The sequence below is a fragment of the Pararhizobium gei genome (assembly GCF_029223885.1).
Lineage (GTDB): Bacteria > Pseudomonadota > Alphaproteobacteria > Rhizobiales > Rhizobiaceae > Pararhizobium > Pararhizobium gei.
On sequence record NZ_CP119409.1, the window covers coordinates 2,330,034 to 2,349,256 of the forward strand.

Genomic DNA, 19,223 nt, shown 5'->3' on the forward strand with positions numbered 1-19,223 from the left:
TCATGCGCGGGCGAATTCGCCCACGCGCCATCCCTCCTGAGTCTCCGCCATGAAATCGGCGTATCGCCCCGCCTCGATCGCCCGGCGGGCGCCCGACATGAGATCCTGATAGTAGGACAGGTTGTTCCAGGTCAAAAGCATGCCGCCGAGCGATTCGTTCGCCCGCACGAGGTGATGGAGATAGGCGCGCGAATAGTCGCGGGCCGCCGGACAGGACGAGCGGTCGTCAAGCGGTTGGATATCCTCGGCATGACGGGCATTGCGCATATTGATACGGCCGTGGCGGGTAAAGGCGAGACCGTGGCGTCCGGATCGGGTCGGCATGACGCAGTCGAACATGTCAATGCCGCGCGCCACGGATTTCAGGATATCGTCCGGCGTTCCGACGCCCATCAGGTAGCGCGGCTTTTCCGCGGGCAGATGCGGGCATGTCGTCTCGATCATCTCCAGCATGACGGCCTGTGGCTCCCCGACGGCGAGCCCACCGATGGCGTAGCCTTTGAGATCGAGCCCGCTCAGTGCCTGTGCAGAGCTGACGCGCAGTTGCGGAATATCGCCGCCCTGCACGATACCGAACATCGCCTTGCCAGGTTGATTGCCAAAAGCGACCTTGCAGCGCTCGGCCCAGCGGAACGACATCTCCATAGCGCGCTCGATGTCCTTCGGCTCTGCCGGCAGGCGCACACATTCATCGAGTTGCATCTGTATATCGCTGCCGAGCAAGCCCTGGATCTCGATGGATCGTTCCGGCGACATATGGTGCGTCGAACCATCGATATGGCTCTTGAATGTCACGCCCTGCTCGTCCAGCTTGCGCAGACCAGCCAGCGACATGACCTGGAAGCCGCCGCTGTCGGTGAGGATCGGGTAAGGCCAGCGGATCAGTTCGTGCAGCCCGCCAAGCCGGGCGACACGCTCGGCGCCGGGCCTCAGCATCAAATGATAGGTATTGCCGAGGATGATATCGGACCCCAGATCGCGGACCTGATCGAGATACATGGCCTTGACGGTGCCGGCCGTTCCCACCGGCATGAAGGCCGGGGTCTTGATGTCACCACGCGGCATGGAAACCGTGCCTCGGCGGGCTTCGCCATCGGTCGCGTGAAGGGTGAACTGAAAGTTTTCGGTCATGGAATGTTCCGGAAAAGCAGGCTTGAATCGCCGTAGGAATAAAAGCGGTAGCCTTGGCTGATCGCATGCGCATAGGCGCGCTGCATCGTCTCGAGACCGCAAAACGCCGAAACGAGCATGAACAGCGTCGATTTCGGCAAATGGAAGTTGGTCATCAGCGCATCCGCGGCGCGGAAGCGGTAGCCGGGCGTAATGAAAATTCCGGTCGGTCCGGACCAGGGATGGATCGCGCCGCCGATGTCAGCGGCACTTTCAAGCAGCCGCAACGATGTGGTGCCGACGCAGACGATACGTCCGCCCCTTGCTTTCACTGCATTCAAGCGCTTCGCGACGCCCGCCGTCACCTCGCCGACTTCCTCGTGCATCACATGATCGTCCGTGTCGTCGGCTTTCATCGGCAGGAAGGTGCCCGCGCCGACATGCAGGGTAACGAAATGCCGCTCGACGCCCTTGGCGTCCAGAGATGCGAAGAGCCTGTCGGTGAAATGCAGGCCTGCGGTCGGCGCCGCCACGGCCCCCTGTTCGCGCGCGTAAACGGTCTGGTAGTCGGTGCGGTCCCTTTCATCCTCCGGCCGCTTCGAGGCGATATAGGGCGGCAGGGGAATATGGCCGACGGCCAGAATGGCCTCGTCCAGCGCCGGCCCGGCGAGATCGAAGCGAAGGGTCACCTCGCCTGCCTCGCCCCTTGCCTCGACGGTCGCGTCCAGAGCCCCGAGAAGACAGCTATTCGAGTCATGACCGAAATTGATCCGGTCGCCAGGCTTCAGGCGCCGGGCAGGTCGTGCAAAGACCTTCCATCGGTCCGGCGCTGTGCGCATGTGAAGGGTGACGGAAACCTGGGTGACGAGTTCCTCTCCGCGACGGCGCAGACCTTCGAGTCGGGCCGGAATAACCTTCGTGTCGTTGAAAACCAGGGCATCTCCCGGACGCAAAAACGACGGCAGATCCAGCACCCCATGGTCCGACAGCGGCTCTTCACTCTCCGGCTGGACGACGAGCATGCGGGCGCCGTCGCGCGGGCTTGCCGGCCGCAGCGCGATATTGTCTTCGGGAAGGACGAAATCGAACAGATCGACGCGCATGGCAGTCCCTTGAAATAAAAAACCGCTCCGGCACGCTTGGGAAGCGCTCCGGAACGGGTTGCTGCATGAGCGCAAATCAGGCGTTGGCGGCAAGTTTCATCGAAATGATGCTATCGGGATCCTTGACGGGCTCGCCCTTCTTGATCTTGTCGATATTGTCCATGCCTTCGATGACCTGGCCCCAGACGGAATATTGCTTGTTCAGCCATGGGCTGTCTGTAAAGCAGATGAAGAACTGGGAATTGGCCGAGTTCGGCATCTGGCTGCGCGCCATGGAGCAGATGCCGCGCACATGCGGCGTGCTGGAAAACTCCGCCTTCAGGTCCGGTTTCGACGAACCGCCCATACCGGCGCGCGCCGGATTGAAGCTATCGCCACCCTTCTTGCCGTACTGTACATCGCCCGTCTGTGCCATGAAGTCCGGGATTACCCGATGAAAGACGACGCCGTCATAGGCGCCCTCGCTGCACAGTTCCTTGATGCGGGCGACATGGCCCGGTGCAAGGTCTGGCAGAAGCTGGATGACGACGCGGCCCTGCGTCGTTTCCAAAATGACGGTGTTTTCCGGATCCTTGATCTCGGCCATGATACTCTCCTTTTCAATGGGTTATTTGCCGACCTTGACGCTGATCATCCGGTCGGGATCGGCGACGGAACCATTGTTGGCCTCGTCGCCCTTCTTGATCTTGTCGACATTGTCCATGCCTTCGACGACCTGCCCGACGACCGTATACTGGCCGTTGAGAAAGGAGCCCGGGGCAAACATGATGAAGAATTGCGAATTTGCGGAGTTCGGGTCCTGGCTGCGGGCCATGCCGACGGTCCCGCGCTCGAACGGAACCTGCGAGAATTCCGCCTCGACGTCCGGCTTGGAAGAACCGCCCATCCCGGCCATATCAGCCTTGAAGTCCTTCTCCATATTTCCGTATTGAACGTCGCCCGTCTGAGCCATGAAACCGGGGATGACGCGGTGGAACGCAACATTGTTGTATTCGCCTGCCTCGGCCAGTTCCTTGATTCGGGCGACATGCTTGGGCGCCACATCCGGAAGAAGCTCTATGACGACGGGGCCGTCCTTGAGTTGGACGGTAATATAGTCCTTGGCCTGAGCCAGGGCGCTGCCGGTCAGGGACGCAAAAGCAGCGGCGCCGACAAAAGCAAGTGTGAGAAGTTTCATGAAGGCTCCTGTGAGAATGATTGAACACGTCAGGATGTGCGTCTGGCGCCAAGCGCACGAAAAACGGCCTGCGGAACGAAGGCGCTGACGTCGCCCCCCATGGCAGCGATCTGGCGGACCAATGTGGCGGTAATGGGCCGCGACGCGGTTCCAGCAGGCAGGAACACGGTTTGGATGTCAGGTGCCATCTGCCGGTTCATACCCGCCATCTGCATCTCGTAGTCCAGATCGGTGCCATCGCGAAGACCGCGTACCAGCAGCGAGGCACCGTGTTTGCGGGCCGCGTCAACCACGAGATTATCGAAGGAAACGACGGAAATGTCGTCTGCCCTGCCGGGAAGGAACTCCCGGAGAGACTGGCGGATGAGTTCCGCTCGTTCATCGAAGGAAAACAACGGTGTCTTTCCCGGATGAATGCCGATCGCGACGATCACTTTCGCCGAAACGTTCAGCGATTGAACCAGCACATCGAGATGGCCATTCGTCATGGGATCAAAAGAGCCGGGATAAAAAGCAGTGGTCATCGCGCCTGTTTCCGTTTCGCCAGCCTTTTGTCACGGACGGCATCCAATCGCAAGGGAGGCATTTCATGGCCGGTCCTGTTCCCCTGGAAACAGCAGACAAGAAGGACAAAGGGTAAATGACTGTAACGTTCAAGAGTGCATTAAGCAAAAAGTGACAGTCAAAACAACGGCGACGGAACCTTTTAAAAAACTGGCCGTTACTAAAGCGAAAGGATCACAATCATGGTACTTATTCTTCTCTCGATGACAATGTTTTTTGTCATGCTTTTTGCAACGGCGAATGCAATCCGCAACGAAGCACGTAGCGATCGCGCCGGCTTCCTTAGAGACAGATAGATAGGGGAACACGTCATGGCCATCACAATGATGCTTGTGTCGGCAGCTATCAGTATTGTGTTTCTTGTCGATTTTGCGAAGACGATCATGGAGTTGAAGCGCGACCAGGTCGCCATGAAGAAAAGCAACCGCCATTCGGACGGGTTCAAGGTGTGATCAAATGGAATTCCAAGTGAGCGGCTTCCTCCAGTAGTACGCTCCCCTGAAAACCGGACGGGTCCCTGCCCAGTCCGGTTTTTCTTTGCCATTGCCTCGGTGTACCGGACCGCATTTGACTCAGGCAAAAAGGAAACCCAGCCGGACCGGGTTTCTTTTGATCAGCACGTGGATCATGCGTCCGTAGTTGGCGGCTCGATGCCTGGAACGACGCCTTCATCGGCGCCCTCCTCATCGTCTTCGGCCTCCGGTTCGCTGATCCGCTCGACGGAAACGACCTTTTCGTCCTTCGCCGTGGAAAAGATCGTGACACCCTTGGTGGCGCGGCTTGCAAGGCGGATACCGCCTACCGGCACGCGGATCAACTGGCCGCCATCGGAGACCAGCATGATTTGGTCGCCATCCTCAACGGGAAAAGCCGCAACCAGTTCGCCGATCTCGTTCACCTTGGATGTGTCGGTAGCGCGAATGCCCTTACCGCCGCGACCGGAGGTCCGGAAGTCGTAGGTCGAGGAGCGCTTGCCGAATCCCTTGACCGAGATTGTCAGCACGAATTGTTCGCGCGCCCTTAGTTCTTCGTAACGTGCATCGTCAAGTTGACGTTCTTCCGTAACCTCTTCCCCGACCAAGGAAATTTCCTCGTCATCGCCGGTGATGGTACGCCGTTCAGCGGCAGCGCGCTTCAGATAGGCGGCACGCTCCCAGGGTTCGGCATCGACATGGCTGACGATGGTCATGGAAATGATCCGGTCTTCCTTGCCGAGCGAAATGCCGCGCACACCAATCGAATTACGGCCGGCAAAGACCCGGACATCATCGACCGGGAAGCGGATGCACTGGCCAAGCGCTGTCGTCAGCAGCACGTCGTCATGCTCGGTGCAGGTCTCGACGGAGAGGATTTCGTCGCCCTCCTCCTCAAGCTTCATGGCGATCTTGCCGTTGCGATTGACCTGGACGAAGTCCGACAGTTTGTTGCGCCGCACGGTTCCCCGCGTGGTCGAGAACATCACGTCGAGATTTTCCCACGTCGCTTCGTCCTCGGGTAGAGGCATGATCGTCGTGATGCGCTCACCCGGTTCGAGCGGCAGCATGTTGATCAGTGCCTTGCCGCGTGATTGCGGCGTGCCGATCGGCAAACGCCAGACCTTTTCCTTGTAGACGATACCACGCGACGAGAAGAACAGGATCGGCGTATGCGTATTGGCGACGAACAGTCGCGTGACGAAATCCTCGTCGCGCGTCGCCATGCCGGAACGACCCTTGCCGCCACGCCGCTGCGCCCGGTAGGTCGTCAGCGGCACGCGTTTGATATAGCCGAGATGGGAGACGGTGATCACCATGTCTTCTTGGGCAATCAGATCCTCGTCGTCCATATCCGGACCGCCCTCGACGATCTCGGTGCGGCGTGGCGTGCCGAATTCATCGCGTACCGCAGAAAGTTCGTCCTTGACGATCGTCATGATACGAACGCGCGAACCCAAAATATCGAGATAGTCGCTGATTTCAGCGCCGATCTTGTTCAATTCGCCGCCGATTTCATCGCGGCCAAGCGCCGTCAGGCGGGCAAGGCGCAGCTCGAGGATCGCCCTCGCCTGCTCTTCCGACAGATTATACGTCAGATCTTCATTGATCCGGTGGCGCGGATCGTCGATCAACCGGATGAGGCTCTCGACATCGGCGGCAGGCCAGCGGCGCGTCATCAACTGCTCGCGCGCAGTCGCCGGATCCGGCGCCTCACGGATCAACTTGATGATCTCATCGATATTCGCGACGGCAATGGCCAGACCAACCAGCACATGGGCCCGTTCGCGTGCCTTGCGCAGCAGATACTTGGTACGACGGCTGACGACCTCCTCCCGGAAGGCGACGAAAGCGCGCAGCATGTCGAGCAGCGTCATCTGCTCGGGCTTGCCGCCGTTCAGCGCAACCATGTTGCAGCCGAAGGATGTCTGCAGCGGCGTGTAGCGGTAGAGCTGGTTGAGAATGACCTCCGCATTGGCGTCGCGCTTGAGTTCGACGACGACGCGGTAGCCCTGGCGGTCGGATTCGTCGCGCAGGTCCGAAATGCCCTCGATGCGTTTGTCCTTGACCAGTTCGGCCATCTTCTCGATCATCGTCGCCTTGTTCACCTGATAGGGAACTTCGGTGATGATGATCTGCTCGCGATCGCCGCGCATCGGCTCGATGGTGGCGCGACCGCGCATGATGACCGAGCCGCGGCCTGTCTCATAGGCCGAGCGGATGCCGGAGCGGCCGAGAATGAAGGCCCCTGTCGGAAAATCCGGACCGGGAATGATGTCCATCAGTTGTGCCAGTTCAATCGCCGGCTCATCGATCAGCGCGATACAGCCGTTGATGACTTCCGCCAGATTGTGCGGCGGAATGTTTGTCGCCATGCCGACGGCGATGCCGCCGGCGCCGTTGACGAGCAGGTTCGGAAACTTTGCCGGTACGACGACGGGTTCGCTCAGCGTTCCGTCATAATTGTCGCGGAAGTCGACGGTTTCCTTGTCGAGATCGTCGAGCAAGGCATGCGCTGCCTTTTGCAGACGGCACTCCGTATAGCGCTGGGCTGCCGGCGGATCGCCATCGATCGAGCCGAAATTGCCCTGGCCATCGATCAGCGGCAGACGCAGCGACCACGGCTGCGCCATGCGCGCCAGCGCGTCGTAAATCGCAGAGTCGCCGTGCGGATGGTATTTACCCATCACGTCGCCGGTGACGCGGGCGCATTTCACGTATTTCTTGTTCCAGTCGAGCCCGAGCTCGTTCATCCCGAACAGAATGCGACGGTGTACGGGCTTCAGGCCATCGCGGACATCGGGAAGCGCGCGGCTGACGATGACGCTCATGGCGTAATCGAGATAGGAGCGCTGCATTTCCTCCATGATGGAAATAGGCTCGATGCCTGGTGGGTTCTTGCCGCCGCCGGGTAGGGTTTGTTCAGTCAATTTCGATCACGATCTTTGTTCAGAATCAGACAGAGTTTTATAGCCGAATGCAGTGGCGAGCGCCATTTTCGGAGCCGGGTTTTGAACAGGCTTTTAGGCTATTCGGCGCTTCCGATGGCATTTGCAAGACAAAAGCGCGCGCAGGCCGGGATGAGAGCCTTTCCTTCGCGCGTCCGGTCGCCTAACAATTCTGTCAAGCGGCCGCTTCAACAGGCCGCAGGGGAAGCCGGATGACGCATATCGACCTTCTGATCAACGCGCTGACCACCCTTCTCGTGACGATCGATCCGCCGGGCCTGGCACCGATTTTTCTCAGCCTGACCGTCGGCATGAACAGGCAGGAACGGTTTCTGGTCGCCCGTCGCGGCACGCTGATCGCCTTTTTCATCCTTTCGGCTTTCGCTCTGTTCGGCAACGGCATCCTGTCGCTGCTCGGCATATCGCTGGGCGCCTTCCGCATTGCAGGCGGCATGCTGCTGTTCTGGATCGCCTTCGAAATGATCTTCGAAAAGCGGAACGAACGGAAGGAAAAGACCGGCGAAATCGCCATCACCCAGGACCAGATTCACAATATCGCAGTGTTTCCGCTTGCCCTGCCCCTGATCGCCGGCCCCGGCGCCATCTCGGCAACGGTCCTTTTGTCTGGCCCCTTCTCAGCCACCATCGACCGCGTGCAGCTGATCCTGGTGATCGCGTTCTCCCTTGCGATCCTCTTTTCCTTCCTCGTCATTGCCGAGCGCGTCGACCGCTTCCTCGGCGTCACAGGTCGCGCGATCCTGACCCGCCTGCTCGGCGTCATCCTCGCTGCGCTGGCCGTCCAGTTCGTCGTTGACGGCGTCAAGTCCGTCTGGGCCTGATCTTTTGCCACCCTATCAAAAAGCCCGGTTTCCCGGGCTTTAATGCGATATGGCTGTCAAAACGGAATATCGTCGTCCATGTCCCGGGAAAAATTGCCGCCGCCGCCTGACCTGCCCGCCGGCGCTGCCGCCGGCCGGTTATAGTCGTCTCCACCACCGTAGTTGGCGCTGCCGCCACCATAGTCCGAACCGCCGCGCGCGCCGCCGGAGCCGCCGCCGTCACGGCCATCAAGCATCGTCAGGGTCGAGTTGAAGCCCTGCAGCACGACCTCGGTCGAGTAGCGGTCCTGTCCGTCCTTGTCCTGCCATTTGCGGGTCTGCAACGCGCCTTCGATATAGACCTTGGCACCCTTTTTCAGATATTGTTCCGCTACCTTGCAAAGACCTTCGTTGAAGATCACGACACGGTGCCACTCGGTTTTTTCCTTGCGCTCGCCGCTGCCCTTGTCGCGCCAGGTCTCGGATGTCGCGATGTTCAGGTTGGCGATCGGACGGCCGTCCTGCGTGCGCCGGATTTCCGGGTCGGCCCCGAGGTTTCCGATCAAAATTACCTTGTTGACGCTACCAGCCATCGCGTTTCTTCCCGTTGCAAACCGAGCATTGTCCCGGCATCAAATATTCAGAGCCTGCATCTTAACGCCGCAAGCCGCCTGCCGCGCCTGCCTTGTGATGTAATCCACAGTTCAATTCCGTTCATTTGTTCTTTCTTTGTTCTATTAAATCCTTATTATCTTGTCAACCGACTCGGAAAGCCGCCAGCTTTTGCGCCTTGTCCCTCGACATGGCCTGTGGCGTCCTTAAATAGGAGCTTTCCAATGCATGGACGAAGCTGGGCACGATGAGCAAATTCGAGACCATTTCCATTCGCGGCGCGCGCGAGCACAATCTGAAGGGCATCGATCTTGATCTGCCGCGCAACAAGCTGATCGTCATGACCGGCCTGTCCGGATCGGGTAAATCCTCGCTCGCCTTCGACACGATCTATGCGGAGGGGCAGCGGCGGTATGTCGAGAGCCTTTCGGCCTATGCCCGCCAGTTTCTGGAGATGATGCAGAAGCCGGATGTCGATCAGATCGATGGTCTGTCGCCGGCCATTTCCATCGAGCAGAAGACCACCTCGCGCAATCCGCGCTCGACCGTCGGCACAGTGACGGAAATCTATGACTACATGCGTCTGCTGTTTGCCCGCGTCGGCGTGCCGTATTCTCCGGCGACGGGTCTTCCGATCGAAAGCCAGACGGTCAGCCAGATGGTCGACCGGATACTCGATTTCGGCGAAGGCACCCGCCTTTATGTACTGGCTCCCATCGTGCGCGGCCGCAAGGGAGAGTACAAGAAGGAACTCGCGGAACTCATGAAAAAGGGGTTCCAGCGCGTCAAGATCGACGGGCAGTTCTACGAGATCGCCGAAGCTCCAGCGCTCGACAAGAAATACAAGCACGACATCGATGTCGTGGTCGACCGCGTGGTGGTGCGGGCCGACCTTACAGCGCGGCTTGCCGACAGCATCGAGACTTGCCTTCGCCTCGCGGATGGGCTGGCGATCGCCGAATTCGCCGACAAGCCGCTGCCGCCTGAGGAAACCTCGGCCGGCGGTTCGGCGAACAAATCGCTGAACGAGACGCACGAGCGCGTCATGTTTTCGGAGAAATTCGCCTGCCCCGTCTCCGGCTTTACCATTCCGGAAATCGAGCCTCGCCTGTTTTCCTTCAACAATCCATTCGGTGCGTGCCCGACCTGTGATGGCCTCGGCAGCCAGCAGAAGATCGACGAGGCCCTGATCGTTCCAGAGCCCGAGCGCACGCTGAAGAGCGGCGCCATTGCACCCTGGGCAAAATCCTCGTCTCCCTATTACAATCAGACACTCGAGGCGCTGGGCAAGGCTTTCGGCTTCAAGCTGTCGAACAAATGGAGCGATCTTTCGAGCGATGCCAGGCACGCAATCCTGCATGGCACCGAAGAAAAAATCAGCTTTCATTACGAGGATGGAGCCCGCTCCTACAACACGACCAAGAATTTCGAAGGCATCGTTCCCAACCTCGAGCGGCGCTGGAAGGAAACCGATAGTGCCTGGGCGCGCGAGGAGATCGAGCGCTACATGTCGGCCGCGCCCTGCCCGTCGTGCATCGGTTTTCGGCTCAAGCCCGAGGCGCTGGCGGTCAAGATCGACAAGCTGCATATCGGCCAGGTCACGGAAATGTCGATCCGCGTCGCGCGCGACTGGTTCGACGTGCTGCCCGGCCATATGAGCGCCAAGCAGAACGAGATCGCAGTTCGTATTTTGAAGGAGATTCGTGAGCGGCTGCGTTTTCTGAATGATGTCGGCCTGGAATATCTCAGCCTGTCGCGCAATTCCGGCACGTTGTCGGGCGGCGAGAGCCAGCGCATCCGGCTGGCGTCACAGATCGGCTCGGGTCTGACCGGTGTTCTCTATGTTCTGGACGAGCCCTCGATCGGCTTGCATCAGCGCGACAATGCGCGCCTTCTCGATACGCTTCGTCATCTGCGCGATATAGGCAACACGGTGATCGTTGTCGAGCATGATGAGGATGCCATCCTGACTTCGGATTATGTTGTCGATATCGGCCCGGCCGCCGGTATTCATGGAGGCGAGGTCGTTGCGCAAGGCACACCGCAACAGATCATCGACAGCCCGAATTCCTTGACCGGCAAATATCTGTCGGGTGAGCTTTCCGTTGCAGTCCCCGCCGAACGGCGCAAGCCGAAGAAGAATAGGGAAATAACCGTCGTCGGCGCCCGCGCCAACAACCTTAAGAATGTTACGGCCTCGATCCCGCTCGGGATCTTTACGGCGGTTACCGGCGTGTCCGGCGGTGGCAAATCCACGTTCCTGATCGAGACTTTGTACAAGGCGGCCGCGCGCCGGATCATGGGCGCCCGTGAAAATCCCGCCGAGCACGACCGCATCGACGGCTTCGAGCATATCGACAAGGTGATCGACATCGATCAATCTCCCATCGGCCGCACGCCGCGCTCCAATCCGGCCACCTATACCGGCGCCTTCACACCGATCCGCGACTGGTTCGCTGGCCTGCCGGAGGCGAAAACGCGTGGCTACCAGCCAGGCCGCTTTTCCTTCAACGTCAAGGGCGGCCGCTGCGAGGCCTGCCAGGGCGATGGCGTCATCAAGATCGAGATGCACTTTTTGCCAGATGTCTACGTCACCTGCGATGTCTGCCATGGCAAGCGCTACAATCGCGAGACCCTCGACGTGCATTTCAAGGGTAAATCAATCGCCGATGTGCTCGACATGACGGTCGAGGAAGGCGTCGAGTTCTTTGCCGCCGTCCCGGCCGTGCGCGACAAGCTGCAGGCGCTTGCCGGCGTCGGTCTCGGCTATATCAAAGTCGGCCAGCAGGCCAATACACTGTCCGGCGGCGAGGCGCAGCGTGTCAAGCTTGCCAAGGAATTGTCGAAACGCTCGACCGGACGGACGCTGTACATATTGGACGAGCCGACCACCGGCCTGCATTTCCACGATGTCGCCAAGCTGCTGGAAGTGCTGCATGAACTGGTTAACCAGGGGAATTCGGTCGTCGTCATCGAACATAATCTGGAAGTCATCAAGACGGCCGACTGGGTGATCGATTTCGGTCCGGAGGGCGGCGATGGCGGCGGCGAGGTCGTGGCCATCGGGACGCCGGAGCAGATCGTCAAGGAAAAACGCTCGCATACCGGCACATTCCTGAAGGAACTTCTCGAGCGGCGTCCGATGCGCAAGGCGGCGGCGGAGTAAATTGAATAAGGGGGAACGGCATGACCAAATCAGGTACGATCCGATGTGGTATCGGCGGCTGGACCTTCGATCCGTGGGAAGGCACATTCTACCCGGAAAAGCTGCCGAAGAAGCGGCAGCTCGAATATGCCAGCAGCCAGTTGAAGGTCATTGAGGTCAACGGCACCTATTACAGCTCGCAGAAGCCGGAAACCTTTGCCAAATGGGCCTCCGAAGTGCCTGAGGATTTCGTCTTCTCGCTGAAGGCGAGCCGCTATGCCACGAACAAGAAGGTTCTGGCGGAAGCCGGCGAATCCATCGCGAGATTCCTCGGGCAGGGATTGACGGAGCTCGGTTCGCACCTCGGGCCGATCCTCTGGCAGTTCATGCCGACCAAGAAATTCGACGCGGAGGATTTCGGCGCCTTTCTTGCGTTGCTTCCAAGGACGCAGGATGGGCTTCCGCTGCGGCACGTCGTCGAGGTGCGTCATCCGTCTTTCCGCGTTCCCGAATTCGCTCAGTTGCTGACAAAGAACGACGTGGCAGTGGTCTGCGCCGACCATGCGGACTATCCGATGTTTGCCGACGTGACCTCGGATTTCATCTATGCGCGTCTGCAGACGGGAAGCGACGAGGTTGCGACCTGCTATGACCAGACGCGGATGAATCTATGGGCCGACCGCCTGAAAATATGGGCGGCGGGTGGCGATGTCGTGGATCTGGAAAAAGCTGATCCTTCTCTGGAGGTTGCGAAAAGGCCGCGTGACGTATTCGCCTTCTTCATTCACGAGGGCAAGGTCAACGCTCCGAACGGCGCCCGGACGCTGCAGAATCAACTCGCCTGATCAGCCCCGCCCAAGGGCTCGATAGCACCGGCGAGGTCTTCTGCCGTCATCCCCTCGCCGGCCTTCAAGGCGGCTCTGCCGTGACGCCAAACGGCCGCTGCCGCCGCCTCGAAGGACGGCATGCCCTGGGCCAGGTGCGCGCCGATCAGGCCAGCGAGTGTGTCACCTGACCCGGCTGTCGCAAGCCATGGCGGTGCATTGGTGTTGATTGTCGCGCGGCCATCAGGTGCGGCAATCACGGTGTCCGCGCCTTTGTATACGACGATTGCGTGGCTGCGTTGCGCGGCGGCGACAGCGCGATCAACTTTCGACAAGGTCTCGTTCTCGGCCAAATCCGGAAACAGTCGTGAAAATTCGCCTTCATGCGGTGTCAGCACCAGACGTACCTCTCCTTCGGAAAAGCGGTCGAACAGAGCGCCGGGATCGCCCTTGAAAGCGGTAATTCCATCGGCATCCAGCACCAGCTTTCTGTCTGCCATCACAGGGACATAGGCCTGTGCCCGCGCCAGATCGCCAAATCCGGGACCAAGAACGCAGGCTGTCACCCGGCGGTCGGAGAGGAAAGCGACGAGGTCTCGAATGCTGTCTATCTCCTTCAGCATGGCGGCGGTCAATTGTGCCGCATTGGCGGCGAGAGCGTCGCGCGGAGAAGCGACGGTCACCAGACCCGCACCACCACGCAGGCCGGCGATAGCGGACAGCCGCGCTGCACCGGTCGAGAGCGCGCCACCAGAGAAAACGGCCAGATGCCCGCGCTTGAACTTGTGAGCCGCAGGGTCGAGCACGAAGGCGTGCGCCTGCCACAGATGCGGACCATTTTCGCAGAGTGATCCCGTGCCTGTCCGCAGAATTCTCTCGGGAATGCCGATATCGGCGACCTCCAGCGTTCCGCAAAGCATCCGTCCCGGCAGAAGAAGATGCCCCGGCTTGCGGGCCGCAAAGGTAATTGTGTGTTTGGCGCGGAAGCTTTCGCCAAGCACCTGCCCCGTGCGTCCATCGACACCGGAAGGGAGATCGATCGAAATCACGGGCAGATCGTTGTCCCGGACAATTTGCATGACGCGGGCGATAGTATCCGGGATTGTCTTGGAAAGCCCCGCTCCGAACAGTGCATCGATGATAACGTCATCTGCATCCGGATCATAACGCGAAAGCGCTGCTATATCGCCGCGGTAACCCTCGCGGGCTCGGCGCGCATCCCCCTTTATCGCGGCGGGATCGACGGCTGAGAAAACTGCGGTTACGGCACCGGTCTGCCGCAGGGCGGCAGCGGCAATATAGCCGTCTCCGCCGTTGTTTCCCGGACCGCAGAACACAGCGAACCGTTTGGCTTGCGGATAGAGCCTGAGGGCGGTTGCGGATACAGCGGTGCCGGCGGAACGCATCAGCCCGAAACTGTCGATACCGGAGGCGGCCGCCGCGGCATCGATGCTCGACATTTCAAAAGGTGTCACGATCAGATCGGCGTTCGTCTGGAGCATGCATCAAGATGGCAATCGGCGATCATGACTGCAAGGCCAAATAGCAGTCGAAATTTGCACTTAAATTATGCAAATGCATAGATTTAAGACCTTTTTTTCGACTCGTGCGAATTCAGTGACCCTCGACGAGCCGTGCTCCACAGAAAAAGGTAGAAAATCGCAAAAAACCGTCAAGAGGCGCTGCTAATTCTCAGGAAAAGGCTATTATCGCGTTCGGCGGAGGAGTTTTCGTCGGAAACCATGCCGAATTTCAATATTTGGCATATAAAATGCATGTAGAGGGCGAGCGGGCATAAGCCCGCCATAACGGGAGAAGCGGAGAGAAATTTTCTCATGAAAAAGATCGAAGCGATCATAAAGCCTTTCAAGCTTGATGAAGTTAAGGAGGCCCTCCAGGAAGTCGGCCTGCAGGGAATAACTGTCACCGAAGCAAAGGGTTTTGGACGCCAAAAGGGCCACACCGAACTCTATCGTGGCGCGGAATATGTTGTTGATTTTCTGCCGAAGGTGAAAGTCGAAGTGGTTTTGGCGGACGAGAATGCAGAGGCTGTGATCGAAGCCATCCGCAATGCGGCCCAGACCGGTCGAATCGGAGACGGGAAGATCTTTGTGTCCAACATCGAAGAGGTCATACGCATTCGCACTGGCGAAACCGGCATCGACGCCATCTAGTTCGTCCGGCTTCAGAAAGCCCGGACACCCTCGTCATCTCAAGGAGGACTTTCGAAAAATGACGACTGCAAATGACATCCTCAAGCAGATCAAGGACAACGACGTCAAGTTCGTGGATTTGCGCTTCACCGATCCAAAGGGCAAGCTGCAGCACGTAACCATGGACATTTCCTGCGTTGACGAGGACATGTTCGCTGACGGCGTCATGTTCGACGGTTCATCGATCGGCGGCTGGAAGGCCATCAACGAATCCGACATGGTTCTGATGCCCGATCCGGCAACGGTTCACATGGACCCGTTCTTCGCCCAGTCGACCATGGTCATCGTCTGCGACATTCTGGATCCGGTTTCCGGCGAAGCCTATAACCGCGACCCGCGCGGCATTGCCAAGAAGGCGGAAGCCTATCTCAAGGCATCCGGCATCGGCGATACCGTCTTCGTTGGACCTGAGCCAGAGTTCTTCGTCTTCGACGACGTGAAGTACAAGGCCGATCCCTACAACACGGGCTTCAAGCTCGACTCCTCCGAGCTGCCATCGAACGACGATACGGATTACGAAACCGGCAATCTCGGTCACCGTCCGCGCGTCAAGGGCGGCTATTTCCCGGTTCCGCCGATCGACAGCTGCCAGGACATGCGTTCTGAAATGCTGACCGTGTTGACCGAAATGGGCGTCACGGTTGAAAAGCAGCACCATGAGGTCGCGGCTGCCCAGCACGAACTCGGCGTCAAGTTTGACACGCTGGTGCGCAACGCCGACAAGATCCAGATCTACAAATATGTCGTGCACCAGGTCGCCAATGCCTATGGCAAGACGGCAACTTTCATGCCGAAGCCGATCTTTGGCGATAACGGCTCGGGCATGCACGTGCATCAGTCGATCTGGAAGGATGGCAAGCCGACCTTCGCCGGCGACGAATATGCCGGTCTGTCGGAATCCTGCCTGTTTTATATTGGCGGCATCATCAGGCATGCCAAGGCGATCAACGCCTTCACCAACCCGACGACGAATTCCTACAAGCGTCTGGTTCCAGGGTATGAAGCGCCGGTACTGCTCGCCTATTCGGCACGCAACCGCTCGGCCTCCTGCCGCATTCCCTTCGGCACAGGTCCGAAATCGAAGCGTGTCGAAGTCCGTTTCCCGGACCCGCTGGCAAACCCGTACCTCGCCTTCGCCGCGATGCTGATGGCCGGCCTCGACGGCATCAAGAACAAGATTCATCCCGGCAAGGCCATGGACAAGGATCTTTACGACCTGCCGCCCAAGGAACTGAAGAAGATTCCGACGGTCTGCGGCTCATTGCGGGAAGCACTGGAGAGCCTTGACAGGGACCGCAAGTTCCTGACAGCCGGCGGCGTTTTCGACGACGACCAGATCGATGCTTACATCGAACTGAAAATGGTCGAAGTGATGCGCTACGAGATGACGCCGCACCCGGTCGAGTTCGACATGTATTACTCGGCATAGACATCAAACAGAACGTATCTGTCATCACTCGCATAGTAAAAAGCCGGCGTCTGGCACGCCGGCTTTTTCGTTGTCATGGCTGATGTGGACTGGCGGCCTAGTTCTTCTTCAGCCGCTGCTTCAGGAGATTGAGATATTCCTCGTTTCCATCCTGCCTGCTGGCCTGTGGCCGACGCGGGCGCCTTGCAGGCTGGCTTGTAGTCGAGCGCCATGCCGGCCTTGACGCAGACACCGACCTGCCAGCCCGGCGGTAATGCCGTCAGATCGACATCCTTCCATTTCGGATGTCCGGATTGCTGCAGCTTGTCCAGATTATTGAGAATGAGATTCGAGAAATCCGACACGGCCTTGCAGCTTTCCCGCTGATAGGCGTTGCGTTTGACGTCGTAGTCATAGGTCATCATGACGGCCTTCACGGCGATCAGGTCGACCGGTTGCGTCTGGAAATCATATATGCCGGCATCGATCCGGGATGCCGTATAGGTGGCAAGCAGCGGCGCATCGGCGATCGGCAGGAGATGAAAGCGGGCGCCGTCGATTTTGTTGTCCTTGAAGAGGGAAGCAGGTGCTCCCGCAACATAGAAGAAGGCATCGATCTCGCCGGCAAGCAGTTTGGGCAGCGCCGCATCCGGATTGAGCGGTACGCGCGCGCCGGTCTTCACCTGAAGGATATCCAGAATGAGCGACGATGTGAGAAAGGTGCCGCTGTCCTTGACGCCGACGGCCACCGTCTTGCCTTCAAGGCCCTTCATGTCCTTGATGTCGGAACGCGCGAGGACATGAACCTCCTCGTTGTAGAGCGGAAACATGATCTTGACGCCGCGCACGGCCTGCTGCACCTCTGGATCGTTGGCCTCGAAGGTCTTCAGATATTCGAGTACGTCGCTCTGAACGATGCCGAACTGGGTGTTACGGCGGTTGCGAACGCCGACGAAGTTCTCGAGCGACCCCGCCGAGGGCTGGACAGTGAGGCTTATGCCGCAGGCTTTGCCCAGGTCAGCGACGTTGCGCCCGATCTGGATATAGGTGCCCTGCGGTCCGCCGGTCATGATGTTTCTCTCGAACTCGGCCGCAGCGGCCGGCTGAGATGCGAGTATAATTGTCAGGAATGCGGCAATCCGGGCCAATCCAGCCATCTTCTTCTCCCCAGGATCGCCTCTTCAGCAATCGCTTTTGAAATCGCGCATGAGATTGCGCATCAGCACGAGCGGCACCTTGTCGAACACGGTTTCCAGCGCGTCGGTCACGCACGCACCGGCGACGAGTTCATCCTTCAGGCGTTCCGTGCTCGCCTCGTCCAGCAAACCGAGGCCGCGTGTTCCACTGACGATTGTCTCGACGAGCGCGCTGTCGCGTGGCTTCACCGCGGCATTGGAGGTTTCTACGGTGTTCTGCGGTACTTTGGCCTTCGCCTCGCCGCTGGTTTCGCCGTCTACCGGATCGGCCGACGCCGGTCGTCGGGCAAGCTCTTTTTCGAGCGCAGCCGTTTTTCGGCGCTCCTCCGACAGGCTTCGTTCAAGAGCCTGGATCTGGGAATCACGGGCGAGATCGAGGGCCGATTTGAAGGTCGGCGGCTTTTTTTCCTGCTCCGCGGTGCGGGACTCCAGCGCCTTTCGCGCGGAAACCGTATCCGCTTGTGCACGCTCGAGGGCGGAGCGGAGGCTGGCGGCTTCGGTCGTGAGCTTCGATGCCTGTGCGGCCAGTTGCTCCATCGCCCTGGTGCGGTCCGAAGCCTGCTGGACGGCGTCTGCACTTTCCTTCTTCGCCGTCGAAAGCTGCTGGCTCAGCCCGTCGATCGTCTCTCTGAAACCGGTGGCGGCCGATTCTGCTGCTTTTTGTTCCACAGCAAGGCGCTTTTCGAGCACGGAAATATCGGCGTCGCGCTTGTCGAGAAGCCGGTTGAGCTTCGGTATCTCGTTTAACGTGAGGTTGGCATAGTCCTTTTCGAGTTCACCCGCCCAGTTTCCGGAATTCTTGCGGAAGCTTTCAAGATCTCCAACCGCTTTTTCCCGTTCGGCCGTCACGCGAGCCAGTTCCGCAGACAAGGCCTGGGTGCGCGACCCAAGTGCCGATATTTCAGTCTGCAGACTTTGACGAATATACCAGAAGTAACCGCCGGAGCCGATCAAAGCGAGGCACAGAAAGGCAGGAAGCACGATGCCAAATCCGCTTGAACCGCCTCGCGTCACCTGATTGTTCCGACCCCATTGGTTCGTCATGGCTCAATTGTCCAAAAGATTACCTGTTCCAATGAGGTACGATGATTTCACGGACGTGGCAAGCAAGGGCGGCGTGTCGTTCCAAGCGATCGTGGTACGGCTTGGCACGATCCTTGCTCTTGATGTTTGGCCGGTAGTACCCACATAATCAGGCGAAAGGAACCTAGCATGATCAAACAGAGAGACGCTAAATTTCAGATTGGTCAGGTCGTTCGCCATCGCGTGTTTCCATTCCGCGGCGTCATTTTCGATGTCGATCCGGAATATGCAAACACCGAGGAATGGTGGGCCGCTATCCCTGCTGACGTTCGCCCGAGCAAGGACCAGCCATTCTATCATCTGCTTGCCGAAAATGAGGATACTGAATATGTCGCCTATGTTTCGGAGCAGAACCTGGTCACGGACGAAAGCGGCCAGCCGGTTCGGCACTCGCAGGTGAACGCCTTCTTCGACCCTAAGGACACCGGATTGTACAAGCCCAAAGCTGTTGTTCAGCACTGACGGCGATGTACGCAGGTTAAAACCGTAGAGGAACGCAAAAAGCCCGGGTTTTCATGCCCGGGCTTTGTTATTATGGGTTGGTCTCGC

Annotated in this window: 17 protein-coding genes; 7 read left to right on the forward strand and 10 right to left on the reverse strand. The window is 59.0% G+C overall.

The genetic code is table 11. The features are described 5' to 3' along the window. From tgt to coaD, 5 genes are all read right to left on the reverse strand, one after another. Positions 1 to 1,131 (reverse strand): tRNA guanosine(34) transglycosylase Tgt, encoded by a 1,131-nt coding sequence (gene tgt / locus PY308_RS11515; RefSeq protein ID WP_275782509.1) that lies wholly within the window; start codon positions 1,129 to 1,131, stop codon positions 1 to 3. Then, on the reverse strand, positions 1,128 to 2,213 hold the full coding sequence (queA, locus tag PY308_RS11520; RefSeq protein ID WP_275782511.1) for a tRNA preQ1(34) S-adenosylmethionine ribosyltransferase-isomerase QueA: 1,086 nt from the start codon (positions 2,211 to 2,213) through the stop codon (positions 1,128 to 1,130). Before queA ends, tgt begins: the two co-directional genes overlap by 4 nt. Before the next feature lie 76 nt (positions 2,214 to 2,289). Further along, on the reverse strand, positions 2,290 to 2,799 hold the full coding sequence (locus tag PY308_RS11525; RefSeq protein ID WP_275782512.1) for a peptidylprolyl isomerase: 510 nt from the start codon (positions 2,797 to 2,799) through the stop codon (positions 2,290 to 2,292). A gap of 21 nt (positions 2,800 to 2,820) precedes the next feature. Continuing rightward, on the reverse strand, positions 2,821 to 3,390 hold the full coding sequence (locus tag PY308_RS11530; protein WP_275782513.1) for a peptidylprolyl isomerase: 570 nt from the start codon (positions 3,388 to 3,390) through the stop codon (positions 2,821 to 2,823). A 29-nt stretch (positions 3,391 to 3,419) separates the two neighbouring features. Next, positions 3,420 to 3,914: a pantetheine-phosphate adenylyltransferase gene (gene coaD / locus PY308_RS11535; protein ID WP_275782515.1), complete on the reverse strand. Its 495-nt coding sequence runs from the start codon at positions 3,912 to 3,914 to the stop codon at positions 3,420 to 3,422. A 351-nt stretch (positions 3,915 to 4,265) separates the two neighbouring features. Between coaD and PY308_RS11540 the strand changes: the two genes are divergently transcribed. Then, positions 4,266 to 4,406: a hypothetical protein gene (locus PY308_RS11540; protein WP_275782516.1), complete on the forward strand. Its 141-nt coding sequence runs from the start codon at positions 4,266 to 4,268 to the stop codon at positions 4,404 to 4,406. Between the two features lie 173 nt (positions 4,407 to 4,579). Here PY308_RS11540 and gyrA read toward each other — a convergent pair whose 3' ends face one another. Beyond that, a complete protein-coding gene (gene gyrA, locus PY308_RS11545; protein WP_275782518.1) occupies positions 4,580 to 7,357 on the reverse strand; it encodes a DNA gyrase subunit A in 2,778 nt (925 codons plus the stop codon). Between the two features lie 230 nt (positions 7,358 to 7,587). Between gyrA and PY308_RS11550 the strand changes: the two genes are divergently transcribed. Continuing rightward, complete coding sequence (locus tag PY308_RS11550; RefSeq protein ID WP_275782520.1) at positions 7,588 to 8,214, forward strand: MarC family protein; 627 nt, start codon at positions 7,588 to 7,590, stop codon at positions 8,212 to 8,214. Positions 8,215 to 8,270: 56 nt separating this feature from the next. On the opposite strand, the gene PY308_RS11555 is transcribed toward PY308_RS11550, so the two are convergent. Beyond that, positions 8,271 to 8,786, reverse strand: a complete 516-nt coding sequence (locus tag PY308_RS11555) for a single-stranded DNA-binding protein (RefSeq protein ID WP_275782522.1) — start codon at positions 8,784 to 8,786, stop codon at positions 8,271 to 8,273. Positions 8,787 to 9,052: 266 nt separating this feature from the next. Between PY308_RS11555 and uvrA the strand changes: the two genes are divergently transcribed. Beyond that, the gene (gene uvrA, locus PY308_RS11560; protein WP_275782524.1) at positions 9,053 to 11,971 is read left to right on the forward strand and encodes an excinuclease ABC subunit UvrA; all 2,919 of its coding nucleotides are present in this window, start codon (positions 9,053 to 9,055) and stop codon (positions 11,969 to 11,971) included. A gap of 20 nt (positions 11,972 to 11,991) precedes the next feature. After that, entirely contained in the window at positions 11,992 to 12,795 is an 804-nt protein-coding gene (locus tag PY308_RS11565; RefSeq protein ID WP_275782526.1) for a DUF72 domain-containing protein, read from the forward strand. Here PY308_RS11565 and PY308_RS11570 read toward each other — a convergent pair. Beyond that, on the reverse strand, positions 12,783 to 14,276 hold the full coding sequence (locus PY308_RS11570) for an NAD(P)H-hydrate dehydratase (RefSeq protein ID WP_275782527.1): 1,494 nt from the start codon (positions 14,274 to 14,276) through the stop codon (positions 12,783 to 12,785). The genes PY308_RS11565 and PY308_RS11570 overlap by 13 nt on opposite strands. A gap of 333 nt (positions 14,277 to 14,609) precedes the next feature. Here PY308_RS11570 and PY308_RS11575 point away from each other — a divergent pair, with 333 nt between their 5' ends. After that, positions 14,610 to 14,948 carry a P-II family nitrogen regulator gene (locus PY308_RS11575; protein ID WP_018324798.1) on the forward strand — a complete coding sequence of 113 codons (339 nt, stop codon included), beginning with the start codon at positions 14,610 to 14,612 and terminating at the stop codon, positions 14,946 to 14,948. 58 nt (positions 14,949 to 15,006) lie between these two features. Beyond that, the gene (glnA, locus tag PY308_RS11580; protein WP_275782534.1) at positions 15,007 to 16,416 is read left to right on the forward strand and encodes a type I glutamate--ammonia ligase; all 1,410 of its coding nucleotides are present in this window, start codon (positions 15,007 to 15,009) and stop codon (positions 16,414 to 16,416) included. Here glnA and PY308_RS11585 read toward each other — a convergent pair. Further along, entirely contained in the window at positions 16,404 to 17,552 is a 1,149-nt protein-coding gene (locus PY308_RS11585) for a TAXI family TRAP transporter solute-binding subunit (RefSeq protein WP_275782536.1), read from the reverse strand. The genes glnA and PY308_RS11585 overlap by 13 nt on opposite strands. A 24-nt stretch (positions 17,553 to 17,576) precedes the next feature. Continuing rightward, positions 17,577 to 18,635 (reverse strand): coiled-coil domain-containing protein, encoded by a 1,059-nt coding sequence (locus tag PY308_RS11590; protein WP_275782539.1) that lies wholly within the window; start codon positions 18,633 to 18,635, stop codon positions 17,577 to 17,579. Positions 18,636 to 18,806: 171 nt separating this feature from the next. Between PY308_RS11590 and hspQ the strand changes: the two genes are divergently transcribed. After that, positions 18,807 to 19,136, forward strand: a complete 330-nt coding sequence (gene hspQ / locus PY308_RS11595) for a heat shock protein HspQ (RefSeq protein WP_275791099.1) — start codon at positions 18,807 to 18,809, stop codon at positions 19,134 to 19,136. The last annotated feature ends 87 nt before the right edge of the window (positions 19,137 to 19,223 follow it).